This is a genomic window from Citreicella sp. C3M06, from assembly GCF_018860705.1.
Classification (GTDB): Bacteria; Pseudomonadota; Alphaproteobacteria; order Rhodobacterales; family Rhodobacteraceae; genus Salipiger.
In genome coordinates, this window is the sequence record NZ_JAHKQA010000041.1 from 31,017 (window position 1) to 48,453 (window position 17,437).

18 protein-coding genes are annotated in these 17,437 nt (G+C 65.8%); 6 read left to right on the plus strand and 12 right to left on the minus strand.

The genetic code is table 11. The features are described 5' to 3' along the window. The first annotated feature begins 13 nt into the window (after positions 1–13). The 3 genes from KO516_RS08425 (at position 14) to recR (ending at position 3,109) form a co-directional block, all read left to right on the plus strand. Positions 14–2,041: a capsular polysaccharide biosynthesis protein gene (locus tag KO516_RS08425; RefSeq protein WP_216003345.1), complete on the plus strand. Its 2,028-nt coding sequence runs from the start codon at positions 14–16 to the stop codon at positions 2,039–2,041. Between the two features lie 86 nt (positions 2,042–2,127). Next, complete coding sequence (locus KO516_RS08430) at positions 2,128–2,472, plus strand: YbaB/EbfC family nucleoid-associated protein (protein ID WP_216003346.1); 345 nt, start codon at positions 2,128–2,130, stop codon at positions 2,470–2,472. A 43-nt stretch (positions 2,473–2,515) separates the two neighbouring features. Further along, positions 2,516–3,109 carry a recombination mediator RecR gene (gene recR / locus KO516_RS08435; RefSeq protein ID WP_216003347.1) on the plus strand — a complete coding sequence of 198 codons (594 nt, stop codon included), beginning with the start codon at positions 2,516–2,518 and terminating at the stop codon, positions 3,107–3,109. A gap of 3 nt (positions 3,110–3,112) precedes the next feature. Here the strand turns inward: recR and KO516_RS08440 are convergent, their stop codons facing one another. The 4 genes from KO516_RS08440 to KO516_RS08455 all read right to left on the minus strand — a co-directional run bounded on the left by KO516_RS08440 (position 3,113) and on the right by KO516_RS08455 (position 5,567). Continuing rightward, positions 3,113–3,979, minus strand: coding sequence for a hypothetical protein (locus KO516_RS08440; protein ID WP_216003348.1), 867 nt, complete (start codon positions 3,977–3,979; stop codon positions 3,113–3,115). A 366-nt stretch (positions 3,980–4,345) separates the two neighbouring features. Then, positions 4,346–4,555: a hypothetical protein gene (locus KO516_RS08445; RefSeq protein WP_216003349.1), complete on the minus strand. Its 210-nt coding sequence runs from the start codon at positions 4,553–4,555 to the stop codon at positions 4,346–4,348. A gap of 66 nt (positions 4,556–4,621) precedes the next feature. After that, positions 4,622–4,819 carry a hypothetical protein gene (locus KO516_RS08450; RefSeq protein ID WP_216003350.1) on the minus strand — a complete coding sequence of 66 codons (198 nt, stop codon included), beginning with the start codon at positions 4,817–4,819 and terminating at the stop codon, positions 4,622–4,624. Further along, on the minus strand, positions 4,794–5,567 hold the full coding sequence (locus KO516_RS08455) for a DUF1013 domain-containing protein (RefSeq protein WP_216003351.1): 774 nt from the start codon (positions 5,565–5,567) through the stop codon (positions 4,794–4,796). The genes KO516_RS08450 and KO516_RS08455 overlap by 26 nt, the downstream gene beginning before the upstream one ends. A 142-nt stretch (positions 5,568–5,709) precedes the next feature. Here KO516_RS08455 and KO516_RS08460 point away from each other — a divergent pair, with 142 nt between their 5' ends. Then, complete coding sequence (locus KO516_RS08460) at positions 5,710–6,333, plus strand: ribonuclease T2 (RefSeq protein ID WP_216003352.1); 624 nt, start codon at positions 5,710–5,712, stop codon at positions 6,331–6,333. A gap of 151 nt (positions 6,334–6,484) precedes the next feature. Here the strand turns inward: KO516_RS08460 and KO516_RS08465 are convergent, their stop codons facing one another. After that, positions 6,485–7,132, minus strand: coding sequence for a sulfotransferase family 2 domain-containing protein (locus tag KO516_RS08465; protein ID WP_216003353.1), 648 nt, complete (start codon positions 7,130–7,132; stop codon positions 6,485–6,487). Between the two features lie 111 nt (positions 7,133–7,243). Here KO516_RS08465 and KO516_RS08470 point away from each other — a divergent pair, with 111 nt between their 5' ends. Beyond that, positions 7,244–8,869: an AMP-binding protein gene (locus KO516_RS08470; protein WP_216003354.1), complete on the plus strand. Its 1,626-nt coding sequence runs from the start codon at positions 7,244–7,246 to the stop codon at positions 8,867–8,869. 6 nt (positions 8,870–8,875) lie between these two features. On the opposite strand, the gene KO516_RS08475 is transcribed toward KO516_RS08470, so the two are convergent. Continuing rightward, the gene (locus tag KO516_RS08475; RefSeq protein ID WP_216003355.1) at positions 8,876–10,198 is read right to left on the minus strand and encodes a diguanylate cyclase; all 1,323 of its coding nucleotides are present in this window, start codon (positions 10,196–10,198) and stop codon (positions 8,876–8,878) included. Positions 10,199–10,365: 167 nt separating this feature from the next. Between KO516_RS08475 and KO516_RS08480 the strand changes: the two genes are divergently transcribed. Next, on the plus strand, positions 10,366–11,391 hold the full coding sequence (locus KO516_RS08480; RefSeq protein ID WP_216003356.1) for a hypothetical protein: 1,026 nt from the start codon (positions 10,366–10,368) through the stop codon (positions 11,389–11,391). Positions 11,392–11,409: 18 nt separating this feature from the next. Here the strand turns inward: KO516_RS08480 and KO516_RS08485 are convergent, their stop codons facing one another. From KO516_RS08485 to KO516_RS08510, 6 genes are all read right to left on the minus strand, one after another. Next, positions 11,410–12,609 carry an SPOR domain-containing protein gene (locus KO516_RS08485; RefSeq protein WP_216003357.1) on the minus strand — a complete coding sequence of 400 codons (1,200 nt, stop codon included), beginning with the start codon at positions 12,607–12,609 and terminating at the stop codon, positions 11,410–11,412. Between the two features lie 67 nt (positions 12,610–12,676). After that, complete coding sequence (gene upp, locus KO516_RS08490; RefSeq protein ID WP_216003358.1) at positions 12,677–13,309, minus strand: uracil phosphoribosyltransferase; 633 nt, start codon at positions 13,307–13,309, stop codon at positions 12,677–12,679. Positions 13,310–13,412: 103 nt separating this feature from the next. Continuing rightward, on the minus strand, positions 13,413–14,450 hold the full coding sequence (locus KO516_RS08495) for an adenosine deaminase (RefSeq protein WP_371742050.1): 1,038 nt from the start codon (positions 14,448–14,450) through the stop codon (positions 13,413–13,415). Continuing rightward, positions 14,447–15,652, minus strand: coding sequence for a phosphopentomutase (locus KO516_RS08500; protein ID WP_216003359.1), 1,206 nt, complete (start codon positions 15,650–15,652; stop codon positions 14,447–14,449). The genes KO516_RS08495 and KO516_RS08500 overlap by 4 nt, the downstream gene beginning before the upstream one ends. After that, positions 15,649–16,938: a thymidine phosphorylase gene (locus KO516_RS08505; protein ID WP_216003360.1), complete on the minus strand. Its 1,290-nt coding sequence runs from the start codon at positions 16,936–16,938 to the stop codon at positions 15,649–15,651. The genes KO516_RS08500 and KO516_RS08505 overlap by 4 nt, the downstream gene beginning before the upstream one ends. Continuing rightward, entirely contained in the window at positions 16,938–17,330 is a 393-nt protein-coding gene (locus KO516_RS08510) for a cytidine deaminase (protein ID WP_216003361.1), read from the minus strand. Before KO516_RS08510 ends, KO516_RS08505 begins: the two co-directional genes overlap by 1 nt. Between the last annotated feature and the right edge of the window lie 107 nt (positions 17,331–17,437).

Here is a 17,437-nt window from a genome sequence, read left to right on the forward strand (position 1 = left end):
GTCGGAGAACGACATGCCGCACGCCGGGGGGGAAACCCTCCGGCGTCTTTGCGTCTACAATGGCGGTTTCCTGCGCCAGCAGCGCCTGCGCCGGATTCTGAAACTGGCGGGCTGGCGCGTCTCGCTTGGCCTGCCGCGCGGCGACGACCATGTCGGGGTCTGGGGGCAATCCCCTTATGCGAAACGCGGCGAGGCGGTTGCCGCACGATGCGGCGCGCCGCTGCTGCGCGTCGAGGATGGCTTTCTGCGCTCGCTTCACCCCGGACGCGACGGCGAGCCGCCCATCGGCCTGTTGCTCGACCGCGCAGGCGTGCATTTCGATGCGCGCGTGCCGAGCGATCTGGAAACGCTGCTGCTGACCCATCCGCTGGACGATCACGCCCTGCTCGAACGCGCGCGCGGTGCCATTGCCCGGATGCGCCAAGGCCATCTGACCAAATACGCCGCCGTCGATCCTACGCTGCCCGCGCCCGAGCCGGGCTATGTGCTGGTGATCGATCAGACCGCGGGCGATGCCTCGGTGATCGCCTCTGGCGCCGATCGCAACCGCTTTCGCGAGATGCTTTACTGGGCGCGCGAGGAACACCCCGGCAAGCGCATCCTGCTGCGCTGCCATCCCGAAACGCAGGCAGGCCATCGCAAGGGGCATTTCCGCAAGGGCGATTGCGGCGGCCCGGTGTCGATGCATAGCGATCCGGTTTCGCCCTGGGCTTTGCTGGAGGGGGCGGTGGCGGTCTATACAGTCAGCTCGCAGATGGGGTTCGAGGCAATCCTTGCCGGCCACCGCCCCCGCGTCTTTGGCACGCCTTTCTACGCGGGCTGGGGCCTGAGCGATGACGAGGCCCCCATCACCCGCCGCCAGCGCCGGCTGACGCGCACCCAGCTGTTTGCCGCCGCGATGATCCTCTACCCGACATGGTATGATCCCTGCCGCGACCGGCTTTGCCCGCTCGAGGACGTGCTGGCGCAGCTGGAAGCGCAGACCCGTGCGTGGCGCGAAGATCGCCACGGCTGGGTCGCGACCGGAATGCGGCTATGGAAGCGCAAGCACCTTCAACGGTTCTTTGGCGGTGTGCAGCCGGTGCGGTTCGCCCGCAACGCCCCCGAAGCGCGGGCCATGGCCGATGTCGATCCCGCCAGCGGCAAGACCCCGCCCCGCCTTATGGCATGGGCCACCACCGCCGAGGATGCACAAGCGGTGCGCGTCGAAGACGGATTTCTGCGCTCTCGCGGGCTGGGGGCCGAGCTGACGCCGCCGCTGTCACTGGTCTGCGATCCGATGGGCATCTATTACGACCCCACCCGCGCCTCGACGCTGGAACGGCTGATCGCGGATTCGCCGCTGCTGCGCCCGGATGCCTTGCTGCGCGCCGAACGGTTGGCGGCGCGGCTGGTGGCCGACGGGCTGACGAAATACAACCTTGCAGGCGCGCTGCCGCCGCTGCCCGACGGCCATCGCATCCTTGTGCCCGGACAGGTCGAGGACGACGCCTCGATCCGGCTGGGCAGCCCGCAGATGACCTCGAACGCGGCGCTGCTGCAGCGGGTTCGCGCCGAAAACCCCGGCGCGGTGATCCTGTGGAAACCGCATCCCGACGTGCTCGCAGGGCTGCGCCCCGGCGCGGTCGAACATCCCGGTCAATGGGCCGACCTGACCGTCAACGGCGACATGGCCGCACTGCTCGGGCAGGTGCACGAAGTCTGGACCATGACCTCGCTCACCGGGTTCGAGGCGCTGCTGCGCGGCGCAGCGGTCACCACGCTGGGCGCGCCGTTTTACGCCGGCTGGGGGCTGACGCGCGATCTTGGCCCGGTTCCGGCGCGCCGCCTGCACGGCCCGCGCCCGTCACTGGCCGGGCTGGTCCATGCCACGCTGATCGCCTATCCGCGCTATCGCGATCCGCTCACCGGCCTGCCCTGCCCGGTCGAGGTGGTCGCAGACCGGCTCGCCGCCGGACCCCTGCGCAGCAGCCCCGGCAATCGCACGCTTTCAAAGCTTCAGGGCCTGCTGGCCAGCCGCGCCGGGCTTTGGCGCCGCTAGGCCCCTTGTTCCGGGCCGCCCGCACTGCGATATAGTCAGTCAACGGTTCCGGCCCCTCGCGGCCACGACAATCTGGAGTAAACGATATGCTGAAAGGTTTGGGCGGGCTTGGCGACATGGCCAAGATGATGAAGACCGCACAGGACATGCAGGGCAAGATGGCCCAGCTGCAAGAGGATCTGAAGACCATCACCGTGGTCGGCCAATCCGGCGCGGGTCTTGTCAAGGCGACCGCCACCGCCAAGGGCGAGCTGAAGGCGCTGGATATCGACCCGTCGATCTTCAACGGCGACGACAAGGAAGTGGTCGAAGACCTGATCCTTGCCGCCATCAAGGAAGCGCAGACCAAGGCGCAAGAGCGCGCGCAGGAAGAAATGCAGAAGCTGACCTCGGAAATGGGCTTGCCCGCCGACATGAAGCTGCCGTTCTGACGCGCCTGCCGGGTCCGCCCGGCATGGAAACAAAGGTGCCCGCTTGGCCGACCGTACCGAGATCGACGTTCTGATCGAGCTGATGGCAAAACTGCCGGGGCTCGGGCCGCGCTCTGCACGGCGCGCGGTGCTGCACCTCGTGCGCAAGCGGGCGTTGCTGCTGACACCGCTGGCCGATGCCATTGGGCGCGTTGCCGTCAGCGCCCGCGAATGCATCAACTGCGGCAATGTCGGCACATCGGACCTGTGCCCGATCTGCGCCGATCCGCAGCGCGCCAATGGCCAGATCTGCGTGGTCGAAGACGTCGCCGATCTGTGGGCGATGGAACGCAGCAAGGTGTTCAAGGGCCGCTATCACGTGCTCGGCGGCACGCTGTCGGCGCTTGACGCCATCGGCCCGAACGAGCTGCGCATCCCGCAACTGGTGCACCGCATCGAAGACGAGGCGGTGTCCGAGATCATCCTTGCACTGAATGCCACGGTCGATGGCCAGACCACGGCGCATTACATCGCCGACCAGCTGGAAACCCGCGTCGAGCTGACCTCTCTGGCGCAGGGCGTGCCGATCGGCGGCGAGCTCGATTACCTTGACGACGGCACCATCACCGCCGCGCTGAACGCGCGGCGGAAGGTCTAGGCGTCAATCGTTCAACCACTTCAAGACCTGTGCCAGCTTGTCAGCGGCCGATTGCGCGGCGTCATCGCCAAAGGCGCTGACCGTCTCGAACATGGTCGACAGGATGCCGCTCCAGTCCGGGTCGAAATCGGACAACTCCTCCACCGTGGGTATCGCGCCCGACGCCGTCTCCCATGCCTTGCCCGGTGCCTGACTGACGCTGTCCCAGATTTCGGCAGGCTTTGGCACGCTCATGTTGCAGACCGTCAGCTCTTCCTCGATCTGCCCCTGATCGGGGTCAAAGACCTTCTGAAGATCGCGCATGTCGATTATGGTCTGGCACATGTCGTAGATCTCCAGACTCGTCGCGGCGGCGATGACCGCAATGCCCCAGAAGGGAATGGCTTCGCCGGCCATCGAGGCAGTGTCGCGCGCCGCCGCCTTGGCGGTTCTCGAAGCGACCCGTTTCGCGATATCTTCCGATTGCTGACGCGCAAGCTTGAAGCCTGCCCGCGCCGCCATCAGCTCCGCAGTGTGTTCCGCCATCTGCGTTCTCAACTTGCGTTCCGAAGCCCGGCTGAGCGACAGCGCCTCGCCCTGCTCGGCCAGTTTCGCGCGCAGCTCACTGTTCACCCGCCGGTCGGCGATATGATCCGCATCGACGGCATCAAGCTGCTGGCGAAGCTGCGCATTGTCCCGTGACAGCACCGCGTTCCTTGCGTTGAGCTGGCCGCCGGGCAGATCCAAAAGGCCGCCCAGCGTATACCCGCCGAACAGCAGCACATTCACTGCGAGCGATAGCGCCAGAAGCAACACCGCGAGCACGCGCCAGATGCCCTTGGCAAAGCGAAAGACAGAACTGACAAGCCATTTGAGTGATTGAAAAGTCATTGAAGTATCTCAGTTGAAAAAAGTACCTCGAAATCATGGACTTGCGGAATTCACGGATGCAAGGCTAAACCGGCACACCGGCACACCGGCACACCGGCGCATCCGGAATGGCCGCCGCCGCTTTGCTTTGCGCTTCGTGGGCAATGGAAGAGACAGCGCAATGACCACGGCAAAGACAGGGCCGCGCGTACAACTGGCGCTTGGCGAATTTTTCTACGGGGCGGCCCAGATCGACGGCGAAAGCTTCATGAGCCGCGAGCGCGCCCTCGTTCCGCGAACGATATCGACCTTGGCGATCTCAGCGACTAGACGTGGAAGAACGATGCTGAAATCTGCGGCGCGGCACTGGCGCAAAGCCACGCGCTGTCAGATGATCCTGGCCAGATCGACGATGACGTCGCGCCATCGATCATCGAGCCCGCCCTGCAACGCAAGCTGTTCATCGCAGACATCTGCCGCTTTGCCGAAGAGGCCGCCGACCGACCATAGCATGATCACACCCTCTTGCGCGAAAATTTCAGGCTGGGCGCCTTTGACCGCGCCGACAAGCTGTATCGTTAAGCCAAGGTGCCGCAAAGGCTCGCCGACCAGCAGCGCAGCATTGTCCGGTGCATCAGTTCTGGTAAAGGCTGCTGTCGTTTCTCAGCCTGTCGCGCACAAGCCGAAACCGCCTGACCTGAGGGCCTTGTGATCCGCGCGGATCGTATCGCGCGATGATGAAAGGGCGCTGGTGCCGCACGACCGCCGGTGCCGTTTCGCAAAGGCCGTTTCGGCAATAAAAAAGCCCGCGCAACTGGCGCGGGCTTTCTTCATCTCAGCGGCGCGGATCGTCGCTGTCATCCTCGTCTTCGTCATCGCCGCCCGCAGGCAGGTTGAAAAAGCTCTCGGCGTCGGAATAGTCGCTCGGGCTGCGCTTGTCCTCGTCGTCGTCCTCGCCGCGCGGGTCCGAAAGCGAAAAGGTCTCAAGCCCCTCGATGGCGGTTGGCAGGCGCGGTTCGGTGTCCATGCCAAGGCTCTGCTCGGTCGACACCAGCTTGCGGCGCTCGTCATCGGTCATGACGGATTCGCGGCCCTTGGCGGCCTTGGCAATCGCGCCATCGAGTTCGGACTGACGGCACAGGCCCAGCGCGACCGGATCGATCGGCTGCATGTTCTGGATATTCCAGTGGGTGCGCTCGCGGATCGACTGGATGGTCGGCTTGGTGGTGCCCACCAGCTTGCTGATCTGGCCATCGCTGAGCTCGGGGTGGAATTTCACCAGCCACAGGATCGCGTTCGGGCGGTCCTGACGCTTGGACAGCGGCGTGTAGCGCGGGCCACGGCGCTTGTCCTCGTCGACGGCGGCGGCGTTGTACTTGACCTTTAGCTTGCGCAGCGGGTCTTTCTCGGCCTTGTCGATCTCGGACTGCTCGATCTGGTTGTTGCCCACCGGATCGAAGCCTTTGACGCCGACAGCAACGTCACCGTCCGCAATGCCCTGCACCTCGAGCTCGTGCATCCCGGTGAAATCGGCGATCTGCTTGAAGGTCAGCGTGGTGTTGTCGACCAGCCAGACGGCGGTCGCCTTGGTATGGAGCAGTTTGGCCATCGTTCTCGTCTCCTTGCAAAACTTCTTCCCCTGCCCCGGGCCATTTCTGGCCGGGATGTCCTGGAGGGTGGTCCGGGACGGTTACCGTTGTCGGGGAACTTGGCGGCTATATAGTGAAACGAGGCCAAAGAGGGAAGAGAAAATGCGCTGGCTGCTGCCGCTGATGCTTGTTGCGGGCCTCGCCCGCGCCGACGGAGAACCATCCGGAACCTTCGATTATTACGTGCTCTCGCTCAGCTGGTCTCCGACCTGGTGCGCATTACAGGGCGAGGCGCGGGGCGCGGCGCAATGCGAGCGGCCCCTGGGCTGGGTGCTGCACGGGCTATGGCCGCAATACCATCGCGGCTACCCGGCGAACTGCCCCACCAAGCACCGTCCGCCCAGCCGCGCCATGACCGAGGCAATGGCCGATATCATGGGCAGCTCCGGGCTGGCATGGCATGAGTGGAACAAGCACGGCACCTGCTCGGGTCTGTCCGCCGAAGATTATTTTGCCCTGTCGCGCGACGCCTTCAATCGGGTCAACCGCCCCGAGGCGCTGCGCCGCCTCACCGATCCGGTGACCCTGCCCGCCGAACTGGTCGAACAGGCGTTCCTGAAGGCCAACGCCGGCTGGTCGGCGGACATGATCACCATCACCTGCGAGAACAGGCGCATCGACGAAGCGCGCCTGTGCCTGTCCAAAACGCTTGATCCCGTGCCTTGCGGTCAGGACGTGGTGCGCGATTGCAGCCTTGGAAATGCGCTGCTTGATCCAGTTCGCTGAGCCACCGCGCCGCGCCGATGACCGCGCCAGGAGAAGCTTCACGCTTCGGCCCGCCCTCGAAAAAGGGCGGGCTTTGAGGTGCAAGCTCCCCGTTTCTTCTGGCCCCAAATATCCCCGCCGGAGGCAGGCCGACCCTATCGACCCGCGCTGTTCAGCCGAAGCTGTAGCCGTGGCGCTCGATGTCTTCGGCGCAGGCCCGCGCAACCGCCGTTGCGGTTGCGTTGTCGTAATACGCTCGCCAATCCTGCCCACGGGGCGATGGGTTTTCAAAGCCCATCGCCGGGACAAAGCCCAGATGCGCGACCAACGGCGCGATGTCCTCTTCGAACCGCTCGAGCCGCAGGTAAAGCGACGCGCGTTCGACCCCATCGGCGGCGCGCATGTAGTGGCTGGAGGGGTGCGCCGCGAGGCTTGACGTTGTCTCGGGCTGAAGCACGAACGCCTTGAACTCGAACGCCTTTGCGCGCGTCACCGCCGGGTGTGAAAAATTCTGCATCCGCAGCCAGTGGTAATAGCTCACCACCCTGTCCCACGGGTTGCGCACCAGCGTGAAGGTAAACATCGCAGCGATCTCGGCTGGCGACAGAACCCCGTCGATATCTGCCAGAGTTGCATGTTTCCACAGCCGCCCGCGCGCGTTCAACCTCGTCAGACGATGGCGCCGCCGCCGCGCCTTTGGTGTGTCTCCGATCAGGATGTCATCGTGCATCGCCCGCGCCTCGAGCGCCGCCGCCATCGAGGTGCCGCCGGTTTTCGGAATATGCACAAAGATATATCGGCGGCCGCGAGAGATGATCATGGCGGCACATTAACGATACCGATCTGCAACGTCATCGCGATTTTCGGGCCTTCCCCGCCCGGCGGCTTCGACGCATAGTCATTGGGCGGACCAGATGCGGGAGGAAACATCATGGGCTGGCTTGCCAACGAATCCGGACTTGGGAAATGCGCTGCGAACCACGTGCCGCTGACGCCGCTGTCCTTTCTGAAACGCGCCGTGCAGATCTGGCCGGATCATCTGGCCGTCGTCTATGGCGCGCATCGCAAGACCTATGCCGAATACCACGCCCGCGTCAGCCGTCTTGCCTCGGCGCTAACGAAGATCGGTATCGTGCCCGGCGACGTGGTGGCGACGATCCTGCCCAACATCCCCGCACAGGCCGAAGCGCATTTCGGCGTTCCCGCCTGCGGGGCTGTACTCAACACCATCAACACCCGGTTGGATGTCGACACGATCGCCTATATCCTCGATCACGGCGAGGCTAGGGTGGTGCTGTGCGATCCGCAGTTCATTCCCCATCTCGCCGAAGCCATCGAACTGATGGAAAACGAGCCCCCCACGGTGATCGAGGTCGCCGACCCGCATGGCGGCGTGCCCCATCTTGGCGAATATCCCGAATACGAGGAGTTTTTGGAAACCGGCGATCCCGAGTTCGCCTGGATCATGCCCGAGGACGAATGGGAGAGCCTTGCGCTCAACTATACCTCCGGCACCACCGGGCGCCCCAAGGGCGTGGTCTATCATCACCGAGGGGCCTATCTGAATGCCATGGGGCAGGTGCTCAGCTGGCGTATGGTGCTGCATCCGGTCTATCTGACCATCGTCCCGCTGTTCCACTGCAACGGCTGGTGCCACACGTGGATGATGCCCGCCGTGGGCGGCACCGTGGTGTGCTGCCGCGACATCAGCGCCGCCGCCATCTATGACGCCATCGCCTTTGAAGGTGTGAGCCATTTCGGCGGCGCGCCCATCGTTCTGAACATGCTGGTCAACGCCAAAGACGACGACCGGCGCCCGTTCGACCAGCTGGTCGAGGTGTTTACCGCCGGCGCGCCGCCCGCCCCCGCCACATTGGCCCGGATCGAGACCCTGGGCTTCAACGTCACCCAGGTTTACGGGCTGACCGAAACCTACGGGCCTGACGTCGAATGCGCCTGGCAATCGGGCTGGGATCATCTCGAGGGCGACGCGCGCGCCGCGCGCAAGTCCCGGCAGGGCGTTGCGATGCCCTTCATGGAGCATGTCACCGTTATGGACGAACAGATGCAGGTGGTGCCCGCCGACGGCGAGACCAAGGGCGAGATCATGCATCGCGGCAACGGCGTGATGAAAGGCTACTTCAAGGCGCCCAAGGCAACCCGCGAAGCCTTTGAAGGCGGCTATTTCCATTCCGGCGACATCGCCGTGCGCCATCCCGACGGCTATGTGCAGATCGCCGACCGCGCCAAGGACATCATCATCTCGGGCGGCGAGAACATCAGCTCTGTCGAGGTGGAGAACACGCTGATGGCGCATGAGGCGGTGCTGCTCTGCGCCGTGGTGGCGCGGCCCGACGACACTTGGGGTGAGGTGCCCTGCGCCTTTGTCGAGCTGAAGCCAAAGCACACAGCGACCGAGGCCGAGCTGATCGCCTTTGCCCGCGCCCGGCTGGCCGGGTTCAAGACCCCCAAGATGGTAGTGTTCGAAGAGCTGCCCAAGACCTCGACCGGAAAGATCCAGAAATTCCAGCTCAGAGCCCGCGCGCGCGAGATCTGAGCTGGCTCAGAGCAGGTCCACCATGGCCTCGCGCGGGGGCGACACCACGACGCGGTTGCGGCCCGACACCTTGGCCGCGTAAAGCGACAGGTCGGCCGACTGGATCGCGCCTTCCAGCGCGCGCTCGCCCGGCAGGGCCAGCGCACAACCGAACGAGGCCGACGCGCCATGCCCCGCCCTGCCCAGCCAGACGCTGTCCGGCATCGTCGCGACCGCGTTGCGGCAGCGCTCGGCCACCTCGCGCAGAGCGACGCTGGAGTCTTCGTCCAGCAGGATGAGAAATTCCTCGCCGCCCCAACGCGCCACCAGCGCCTGTTCCTTCGCCAGCACCGTGGTCAGCGCATCCGCGACACCGCGCAGCACCCGATCGCCCTGTTCATGGCCGAACCGATCATTGATCGACTTGAACCGGTCCAGATCGCACAGGATGACCCCCCGATACGCCCCGCGCGCGCGGCGCAATGCCTCGTACAGGCCGTGCCGGTTGAGCAGCCGGGTCAGCGGATCGCGCCGCCCGTTCTCCTCGAGCTGCTCGATGACCGACTTCAGATAATACCCGAAGGCCAGCGTGAGCAGCATCATGCCCCAGCCCAGAAGCCCGCAGAGCACGCCGATTTCGCGCTGGCTATCGGCCTCTCCGCCGGTAAAGCGCAAGAACACCGCGCCCGAGAACATCGGAACAACCACCGTCGCCAAGGCCATGGCGCGCATGATGTTGCCCGGCCGCCCCCGCATGAACAGGCAGGCGAACAGCGTCTCGCGCCGCAGCAAAAGGATCAACCCGAGCTCGAGGCTGCAGGCGCACAGAACCGACCAGACCGACAGGTCGGGCTCCAGCATCATTCCGTTCAGCACCAGTTCGAGCACCGCAATCTTGGTGCGCAGCATCAGACCAAGCGTCGCAATCACCGCGAGCATCGGTGCCTGCCGCCACGCCAGCAAGGCAAACGCTCCGAAAGCGCCGAACAGCAGCAGGCTCAGCGACATATGGCCGCTGAAGCCACGCTCGTTCAGGGCGACCGCGTCCAGCATCCGCTCGATCCCGTCAAGCCGCGGTGCAAGCGGCGCCTGCACGAGCCCGAGCACCGAGATCGCCCCGCAGCACAGCGTGATCGCAGAGGCGAGCCAACGCACCCATGCCCGCGACCGGATGGCGGCAAGCTGCGCCGCAAAGATCGTGAAGACAATCGCCGCCGGAACAGCGAGGCGCACCTCGGGGCCACCTCGCGGCGCAAGCAGGTTTTCGGCAAGCCCGACGCAGACGAACATGACAAGCGTCAGCGCGATCAGCCGCAGGCCCCGAAACCTTTTCTGTTCGTACGCACCCATCCGACCACCGAGGCAACACAGCTGGGGTGTTGTCCCGCGAATCCATTAACAATCTGTTAACCTTGCCAAGCTGACGCAGCGCCACGCACCGCAGCGGTGTCGCCGCATTGCTCCTGCCGCGCGGCCCGTGCTAGGATCGGCGCGCAACGAGGCAGAGCAGCCCATACATGACCGCACTCAAGGAGTATGTCCGACTGGAGGCGTCCGCCCTCTGGCGCGCCGAACCGGGCGCACAGCGTCGCGAGGTGATCGTGTCGCTGGGCGATGCGTCATTGACCATCGCGGAATTTTCGGGACGGGCGCTGGCGCATTGGTCCCTGCCCGCCGTGCGGCGCGCCAACAAGGGGCAGCGCCCGGCCATTTATCATCCCGACGGCGATCCGGGCGAAACGCTCGAATTCCGCGAAGATGCCGAAGACATGATCGACGCGATCGAACGCCTGATGCGCACCATCGACAAGCGCCGCCCCAAGCCTGGCAAGTTGCGGCTGGTGCTGCTGTCGGGGGTTGCGACGGTGGTGCTGGCGGCGGCGGTGTTCTGGCTGCCCGGGGCGCTGGTGCGCCACACCGAAAAGGTCGTTCCGATGGTCAAGCGCGACGAGATCGGCGCCGCCCTGCTGTCGCGCATCACCCGGATCGCGGGCCAGCCCTGCGTGACCGAGGAAGCCCGCCTGCCACTGCGCCACATGGCCCTGCGCATTCTTGGCGAATCCCGGCAGGACGATCTTTTCATCCTGCCCGACGGGCTGCGAACCACGGCGCACCTGCCGGGCGGGCTGATCCTCGTCAGCCGCGATGTGCTGGAAAATTACGAAGATCCCGATATCGTCGCGGGCTACATTCTGACAGAATCGCTGCGCGCCGCGCGCACCGATCCGCTGGGCGATGTGCTGGATCATGCCGGGCTCTGGGCGGCGCTTCAACTGCTGACCACCGGAAAGCTGCCCGACTCGGCGCTGGACCGTTATGCCGAAACGCTGCTGTCCCGCCCGCCCGAAACGCTTCCGACAGAGGTCCTGCGCGATGCGTTCGACAGGGCGCAACTGCGCAGCGCGCCCTATGCCACGGCGCTCGACCCGGGGGCCGAGCGTACGGCCGTGCTTGCCAATGGTGACGCCGCGACAGCAGCGAACACCCGCCTTGTGCTGCCCGATGCGGACTGGGTCCGGCTTCAGGGCGTCTGCAGCGGCTGACCGCGGGATATCAGCGTGTCAGCGCAGGGATGCCTGTACGTAGCCCGCCGCCTGCGCGCCGCGCAATCCGGCCTGAAGCGCGGCCTGATCTCGAAACGGTCCAACGACGATGCGCCGCGCTCCGCCCGGCAGATCGGTATAGGCCACCGGCAGCCCAGACGCCCCCAGCCGCGACACGGCCTGCTGCGCCCTTTCGGCAGAGGCGAACACGCCGATCTGAACATAGCGCGGCGCATCGAATGTCTTCGAGGCCGAGCGGGTCGAGAGCACCGGCGCCGAGCCCTGCGACGAACCCGGCGGCTCGCGGTCGACCTGAGACGGGGACAGCAGAACCGGATCTTTGGCCCGCACGAATTTCGAACTGGATGGCGACGGATTCTGCCGCGGAACGGTGTTGGTCCAGTGCCGCTGCGTCTGGTAATAGCCGCCAACGGTCTGCCAGGCGCGATACGGGTTCAGGCGATCGTCTTGCCACGCCGGGCGATAGCCCGGCGGCACGATCGGCGCGACATAAGAGCGGCCACGATAGACCTGATCGGGAATGATACGCGTCTGCGCGCTGACCCCGACCAGCGGGATATCCGAGCGCGAGACCTCGGCCACCGGCTCGTCGGCATAGAGGCGGCTGTCATCCCAGCTGCCGCGCGCCGGAGTGCGGGTGCGCTCGACCTCGGTCACGTAGGGTTCGGCCTGCGGGCCGCAGCGCACCGCCATGCCGTTACGCTCGACGTTGCCGCTGTAGCCCGGCGGGCAGACGCCAGCCGAGGCCGAGGGCGCGACCGGCACCTGTCGCACAACGGTCGAGGGCGGCGGGGCCGAGGGCGGCTTTGACGCCGGGGCCTTCACCACCGACGCGGGGCGCGATGCCACGGTTTCAAGCGGGCGCTCGGCCTTGGGAATGGGCTTGGGCTTGGCCGCCGGGCGCGTCGGCTCTGGCACTGGCTCTGCCGCGGCGCGGGTGCCGCCAAAGGTCGGCGCATAGCCGCAGATCTGCTCGCGGTCGCGGGTCACCCGTGGCACCCAGATCACCGCGCCGTCGAACCCGGCGCGCACGAATACGCAGCCCCGGCTGTCGACGAACTGGCGTCCGGTGAAACTGGCGGGCGGCAGTTCGGACGGGCGGTCGATCACGGCGATCCCCTGCGCAAGGCCGGGCATTGCCCCCGCAGCCAACCCGGCTGCGGCAAACGCGATGATCACCAGTCGTTTCAAATGCATGCCCGCCCCCAAGAAAGTCATCGGAATCATGATACATGATTCCGCCTGAGTAAAGCTTAACGCCCGCCTACTTGGTCCCGAACATGCGATCCCCCGCATCCCCCAGCCCCGGAACGATGTATCCTTTATCATCCAGACGCTCATCAAGCGCCGCCGTCACGATGGGCACGTCGGGATGCGCCTCCTGCATCCGGGCCACGCCTTCCGGAGAGGCGAGCAGGCAGAGGAAACGGATATCCTTGGCCCCGGCCTGCTTCATCAGGTCGACCGCCGCGACCGAGCTGTTGCCCGTCGCCAGCATCGGATCGACAAGGATCACGCAGCGATCCTCGAGCGACTTGGGCACCTTGAAGTAATATTGCACCGGCTGCAGCGTTTCCTCGTCGCGGTACAACCCGACAAACCCGACCCGCGCCGCCGGCACCAGTTCCAGAATGCCGTCAAGCAGGCCGTTGCCGGCGCGCAGGATCGACACCAGCACCAGCTTCTTGCCCTCGATCACCGGGGCATCCATCTCGCATAGCGGCGTTTCGATGCGCTTGGTGGTGACCGGCAACGCATGCGTCACCTCATAGGCCAGCAGCAGCGAGATTTCCCGCAAGAGCTGCCGGAACGAGGCGGTCGACGTCTCCTTCTCCCGCATCAGGGTCAGCTTGTGCTGCACCAGCGGGTGATCGACGACGGTAAGATGCTGCTTCATGGCCGGGCCTCCGTTTATCCGCCTCCCTCTCTAGACGGGCGTCCCGCCTGTCGCAACGCCGATCCCGCCCCACGCGCGCCGCGCAAGGCGAATTGCCCCACGTTCAGGCGCCCAGCCGCTTGAGCACCGCCGCCCGGGTGGTCTCATCGCAAAAGGCGGCCTCGGCCGAGGTCCGGGCGATCTCGGCAAAGCGCGCGGCATCCCAGCGGAAGGTCCGGGCGAGATTTTCGTATTCATCCGCCATGGCGGTGTGAAAGAACGGCGGATCGTCGGTCGAAACGGTGACCTTGACGCCGCGTTCGCGCAGCTTTTCAATCGGGTGCGCCGCAAGGTTCGGGTAAACTCCCAGCGTCACGTTGGAACCGGGGCAGACTTCAAGAACAAACCCTTTCTCCACCAAGTTATCCACAAGGCGAAAATCCTCGATGGCCCGCACCCCGTGGCCGATGCGCTGCACGCGCAGATCGCGCACCGCATCTTCGACTTCGCGCGGACCGCGCCATTCGCCGGCATGGGTGGTCAGCGCCAGCCCCGCCTCGCGCGCCATATCAAAGGAATACGCGAAATCCTTCTGGCTGCCCCGGTTTTCATCGCCGCCCATGCCGAAGCCGACGATCCAGTCACCGGCGGTTTCGGCCGCGCAAAGCGCCGTACGCTTCGCCTGATCGGGGCCAAAATGACGAACGCATGTCACAACGCCCCTCAGAGTTATCCCCAGGCTTTTCCCAGCCTCATCCGAGGCCTCTCGCATGGCGTCCAGATACTCGCGCCACGCGTTCAGCTCGCCGCCGCCGCAAAAATCCGGGCTGATGAAACACTCGCTGTAAACCACGCCATTGGCGGCGCTTTCCTCAAGCACCGCAAGGGTCAGGCGGCGATAATCCTCGGGGGTTTTCAGCACCGAGGTCGCGGCCTCGTAGGTCCGAAGGAAATGCGGGAAATCGCGGAAGGCGTAGCTGCCATCGGGGTTGAACACGCCATCAAGGCGGATGCTCTTTTGCTTGCCCATACTACGAATGAAACCGGGCGGCGCCGCGCCTTCCAGATGCAGGTGCAGCTCAACCTTCGGCAGGGCGCGGATCAGCTCGATCTCGTATTCATATTCGTCGCGGCTGATCGGCTCGTTCGGATCGCGGGTCACAGAAAGCTCCTTCCGGGGCCAGATGAGGGAACGCCCAAGTGGGCGGCAATGCTCGCGGCGACATCGGCAAAGGCAACCTGCCCGATGGCCCGCGCCCCAACGCCATGGGCCAGCACCGGCACCCGCTCGCGGGTGTGATCGGTGCCGTGCCAGCTAGGATCGTTGCCATGATCGGCGGTGAGCAGCAAAAGATCGTCTTTGCGCAGGCGCGAAATCAGCGATCCAAGCGCCCGGTCGAACCATTCCAGCGCGCGGGCATAGCCCGACACATCCCGTCTATGGCCATAAAGGCTGTCGAACTCGACAAAATTGGCAAAGACCAGCGCGCCGTCTTCGGCAGTGTCGACCAGCCGCCCGAGGTGATTCATCAGCGTGGCGTCATCACCTTTGTGCAAATGGTCGATGCCTTCCATCGAGAAGATATCGCCGATTTTCCCCACCGCATGCACCGTCCGGCCCGCATCCTGCACCCAGTTGGCGAGCAAGGGCGCCGGCGGGCGCAGCGCATAATCATGCCGGTTCGTGGTGCGCCGGAACGCGCCGTCCTGCCCGACGAAAGGCCGCGCGATCACCCGCCCGACCTTCATCTTGTGCAGCGTCGGGGCCAGCCGTTCGCACAGATCCAGCAGCCGCTCGAGGCCGAAGCGCTCTTCATGCGCGGCGATCTGGAACACGCTGTCGATCGAAGTGTAGCAGATCGGCCAGCCGGTCCGCAGGTGGTCGCCCCCGAAACGATCGAGCATCACCGTGCCGGAGCCGTGGCAATTGCCAAGCGTGCCCTCGGTACCAGCGATCTGTTGCACCAAGGCCAGCAGTTCGGGCGGGAACACCGGATCGGTTTGCGGGAAATAGCCCCAATCGAAAGGCACCGGCAGCCCGGCCAGCTCCCAATGCCCCGACGGGGTGTCCTTGCCGTTCGAGGCTTCGGTGGCCGCGCCCCAAAGCCCCTGCGGCGATGCGCCAAGCCCCATGGGCAGCTCTCCGGACGCCAGCGCCGCCGACTGCCCGAGGCCCAGCGCATCCAGCACCGGCATCCGCAACGGGCCGCTGCGCCCGTCCTCGGCGCGCCCCTCTGCGCAGGCCTGCGCTATGTGCAGCAGCGTGTTGGCTCCGGTGTCGGGCAAGCCGTCGTTGAAGAATTGCGCCGCGTCCGGGGCACCGCCGATGCCCACGGAATCCATCACGACCAGAAAGGCCCTCATGTGATGTGCTCCCGCACCAGCGGGCCGACCTTGGGGGCGGTGTCGCCCAAGGTGATCGCCCCCTGCACCGCGCAAAGCGCGGCGTCGGCCTCCGCCTCGCGGGCGGCATGAACACGGGCCAGCGGCTCACCAATCTCGACCCGCTGGCCAAGCCGCACAACGTCGGACAACCCGACCGACGGGTCGATCATGTCGGTTTCCACCCTGCGCCCGCCGCCCATGCGCACAACCGCAAGGCCCAGCGCCTCGCCGTCGATGGCGGTGACAATGCCGGAACGGGCGCTTGGCACCTCGCGGATCACCGTCGCCTCGGGCAGGAAGCGCTGCCAGTGGTCGACAAATTCATGCGGCCCGCCAAGGCCAGAGATCATCCGGCCCATGCGCTCGGCCGCCGCGCCACTGGCCAATGCCGCGCGCAGCTTGGCCTCGCCATCGGCGATGCCGGCCCCGGCCAGCAAAGGCGCGCCCAGCGCCAGCGTCAGATCATAAAGCGCACCGGTCGCGCCAGTGAGCACCCGCATCGCCGCGTCGACTTCAAGCGCATTGCCAAGGGCCGGCGCGATGGGCTGGTCCATGTCGGTGACCAACGCCGTGGTCGGGCAGCCCGCAGCGTTGGCGGTCTCCACCAGCGCCCGCGCAACGGCGCGCGCATCCGCATCGGTTTTCATGAAGGCGCCAGAGCCGACCTTGACATCAAGCACCAGCCCCTCGAGCCCCGCCGCCAGCTTCTTGGACAGGATCGAAGAGGTGATGAGCGCCAGACTCTCCACCGTCGAGGTCACATCGCGCACCGCATAAAGCCGCCGGTCTGCCGGGGCGATGTCGGCGCTGGCAGAGACGATGGCGCACCCTGCTTCGCGCACCACCCGGCGGAACCGCGCCTCGTCAGGGGCAACGGCATAGCCGGGAATCGCGTCCAGCTTGTCGAGCGTACCGCCGGTGTGGCCCAGTCCCCGCCCCGAGATCATCGGAACAAAGACCCCGCACGCCGCCAGCGCCGGCGCCAGCACCAGCGAAACGCAATCCCCCACACCGCCGGTGGAATGCTTGTCGACCACCGGCGCCCCGAGATCCCAGCGCATCACCTGCCCCGAATCGCGCATCGCCAGCGTCAACGTGACCACGTTGTCCGTGCTCAGCCCGCGCAGACAGACCCCCATGGCAAAGGCCCCTGCCTGCGCATCACTGACCCGCCCGTCGGCAAGCCCCTTGGCAAACTCACGCAGAGCTTGTGCCGTTGGCTCTTCACCACGCCGCAACGCCGCGATCAGGTCTCGTGCACCCATCAGGCCTTGCCCATGTCGTCGTTGCGGAATGCGCCGGGAAGAAGATCTCCCACTGTCGTCACCAGTACCTCGCCCGAAACCGTCGCCAGCGTGACCCTGACATCGGGCTGGGCGAATTCTGCCAGCTTCTGCCGGCACCCACCGCAAGGCGGGACAGGGCGCGGGCTGTCGGCCACGACAAACGCTTCGAGAATCTCGGTCTCGCCGGATGCGACCATGGCGGCGATGGCCCCGGCCTCGGCGCAGGTGCCTTCGGGGTAGGCGGCATTCTCGACATTGCATCCGGCGTGAACCGCCCCGGACGCACTCCGCAGTGCCGCCCCCACCTTGAAGCGCGAATAGGGAACATAGGCGTTTTCGCGCACCGCGCGCGCGGCGTTCTCGAGATCCATGACACTCTCCTGCTGCCTACTCGGAAAACCATGTTTGAAAGCCGCTCGAGCGGAATGCAAGCCCCGCGCTGGTTGCACCGGCCGGCCTGCCTCCGGCGGGGATATTT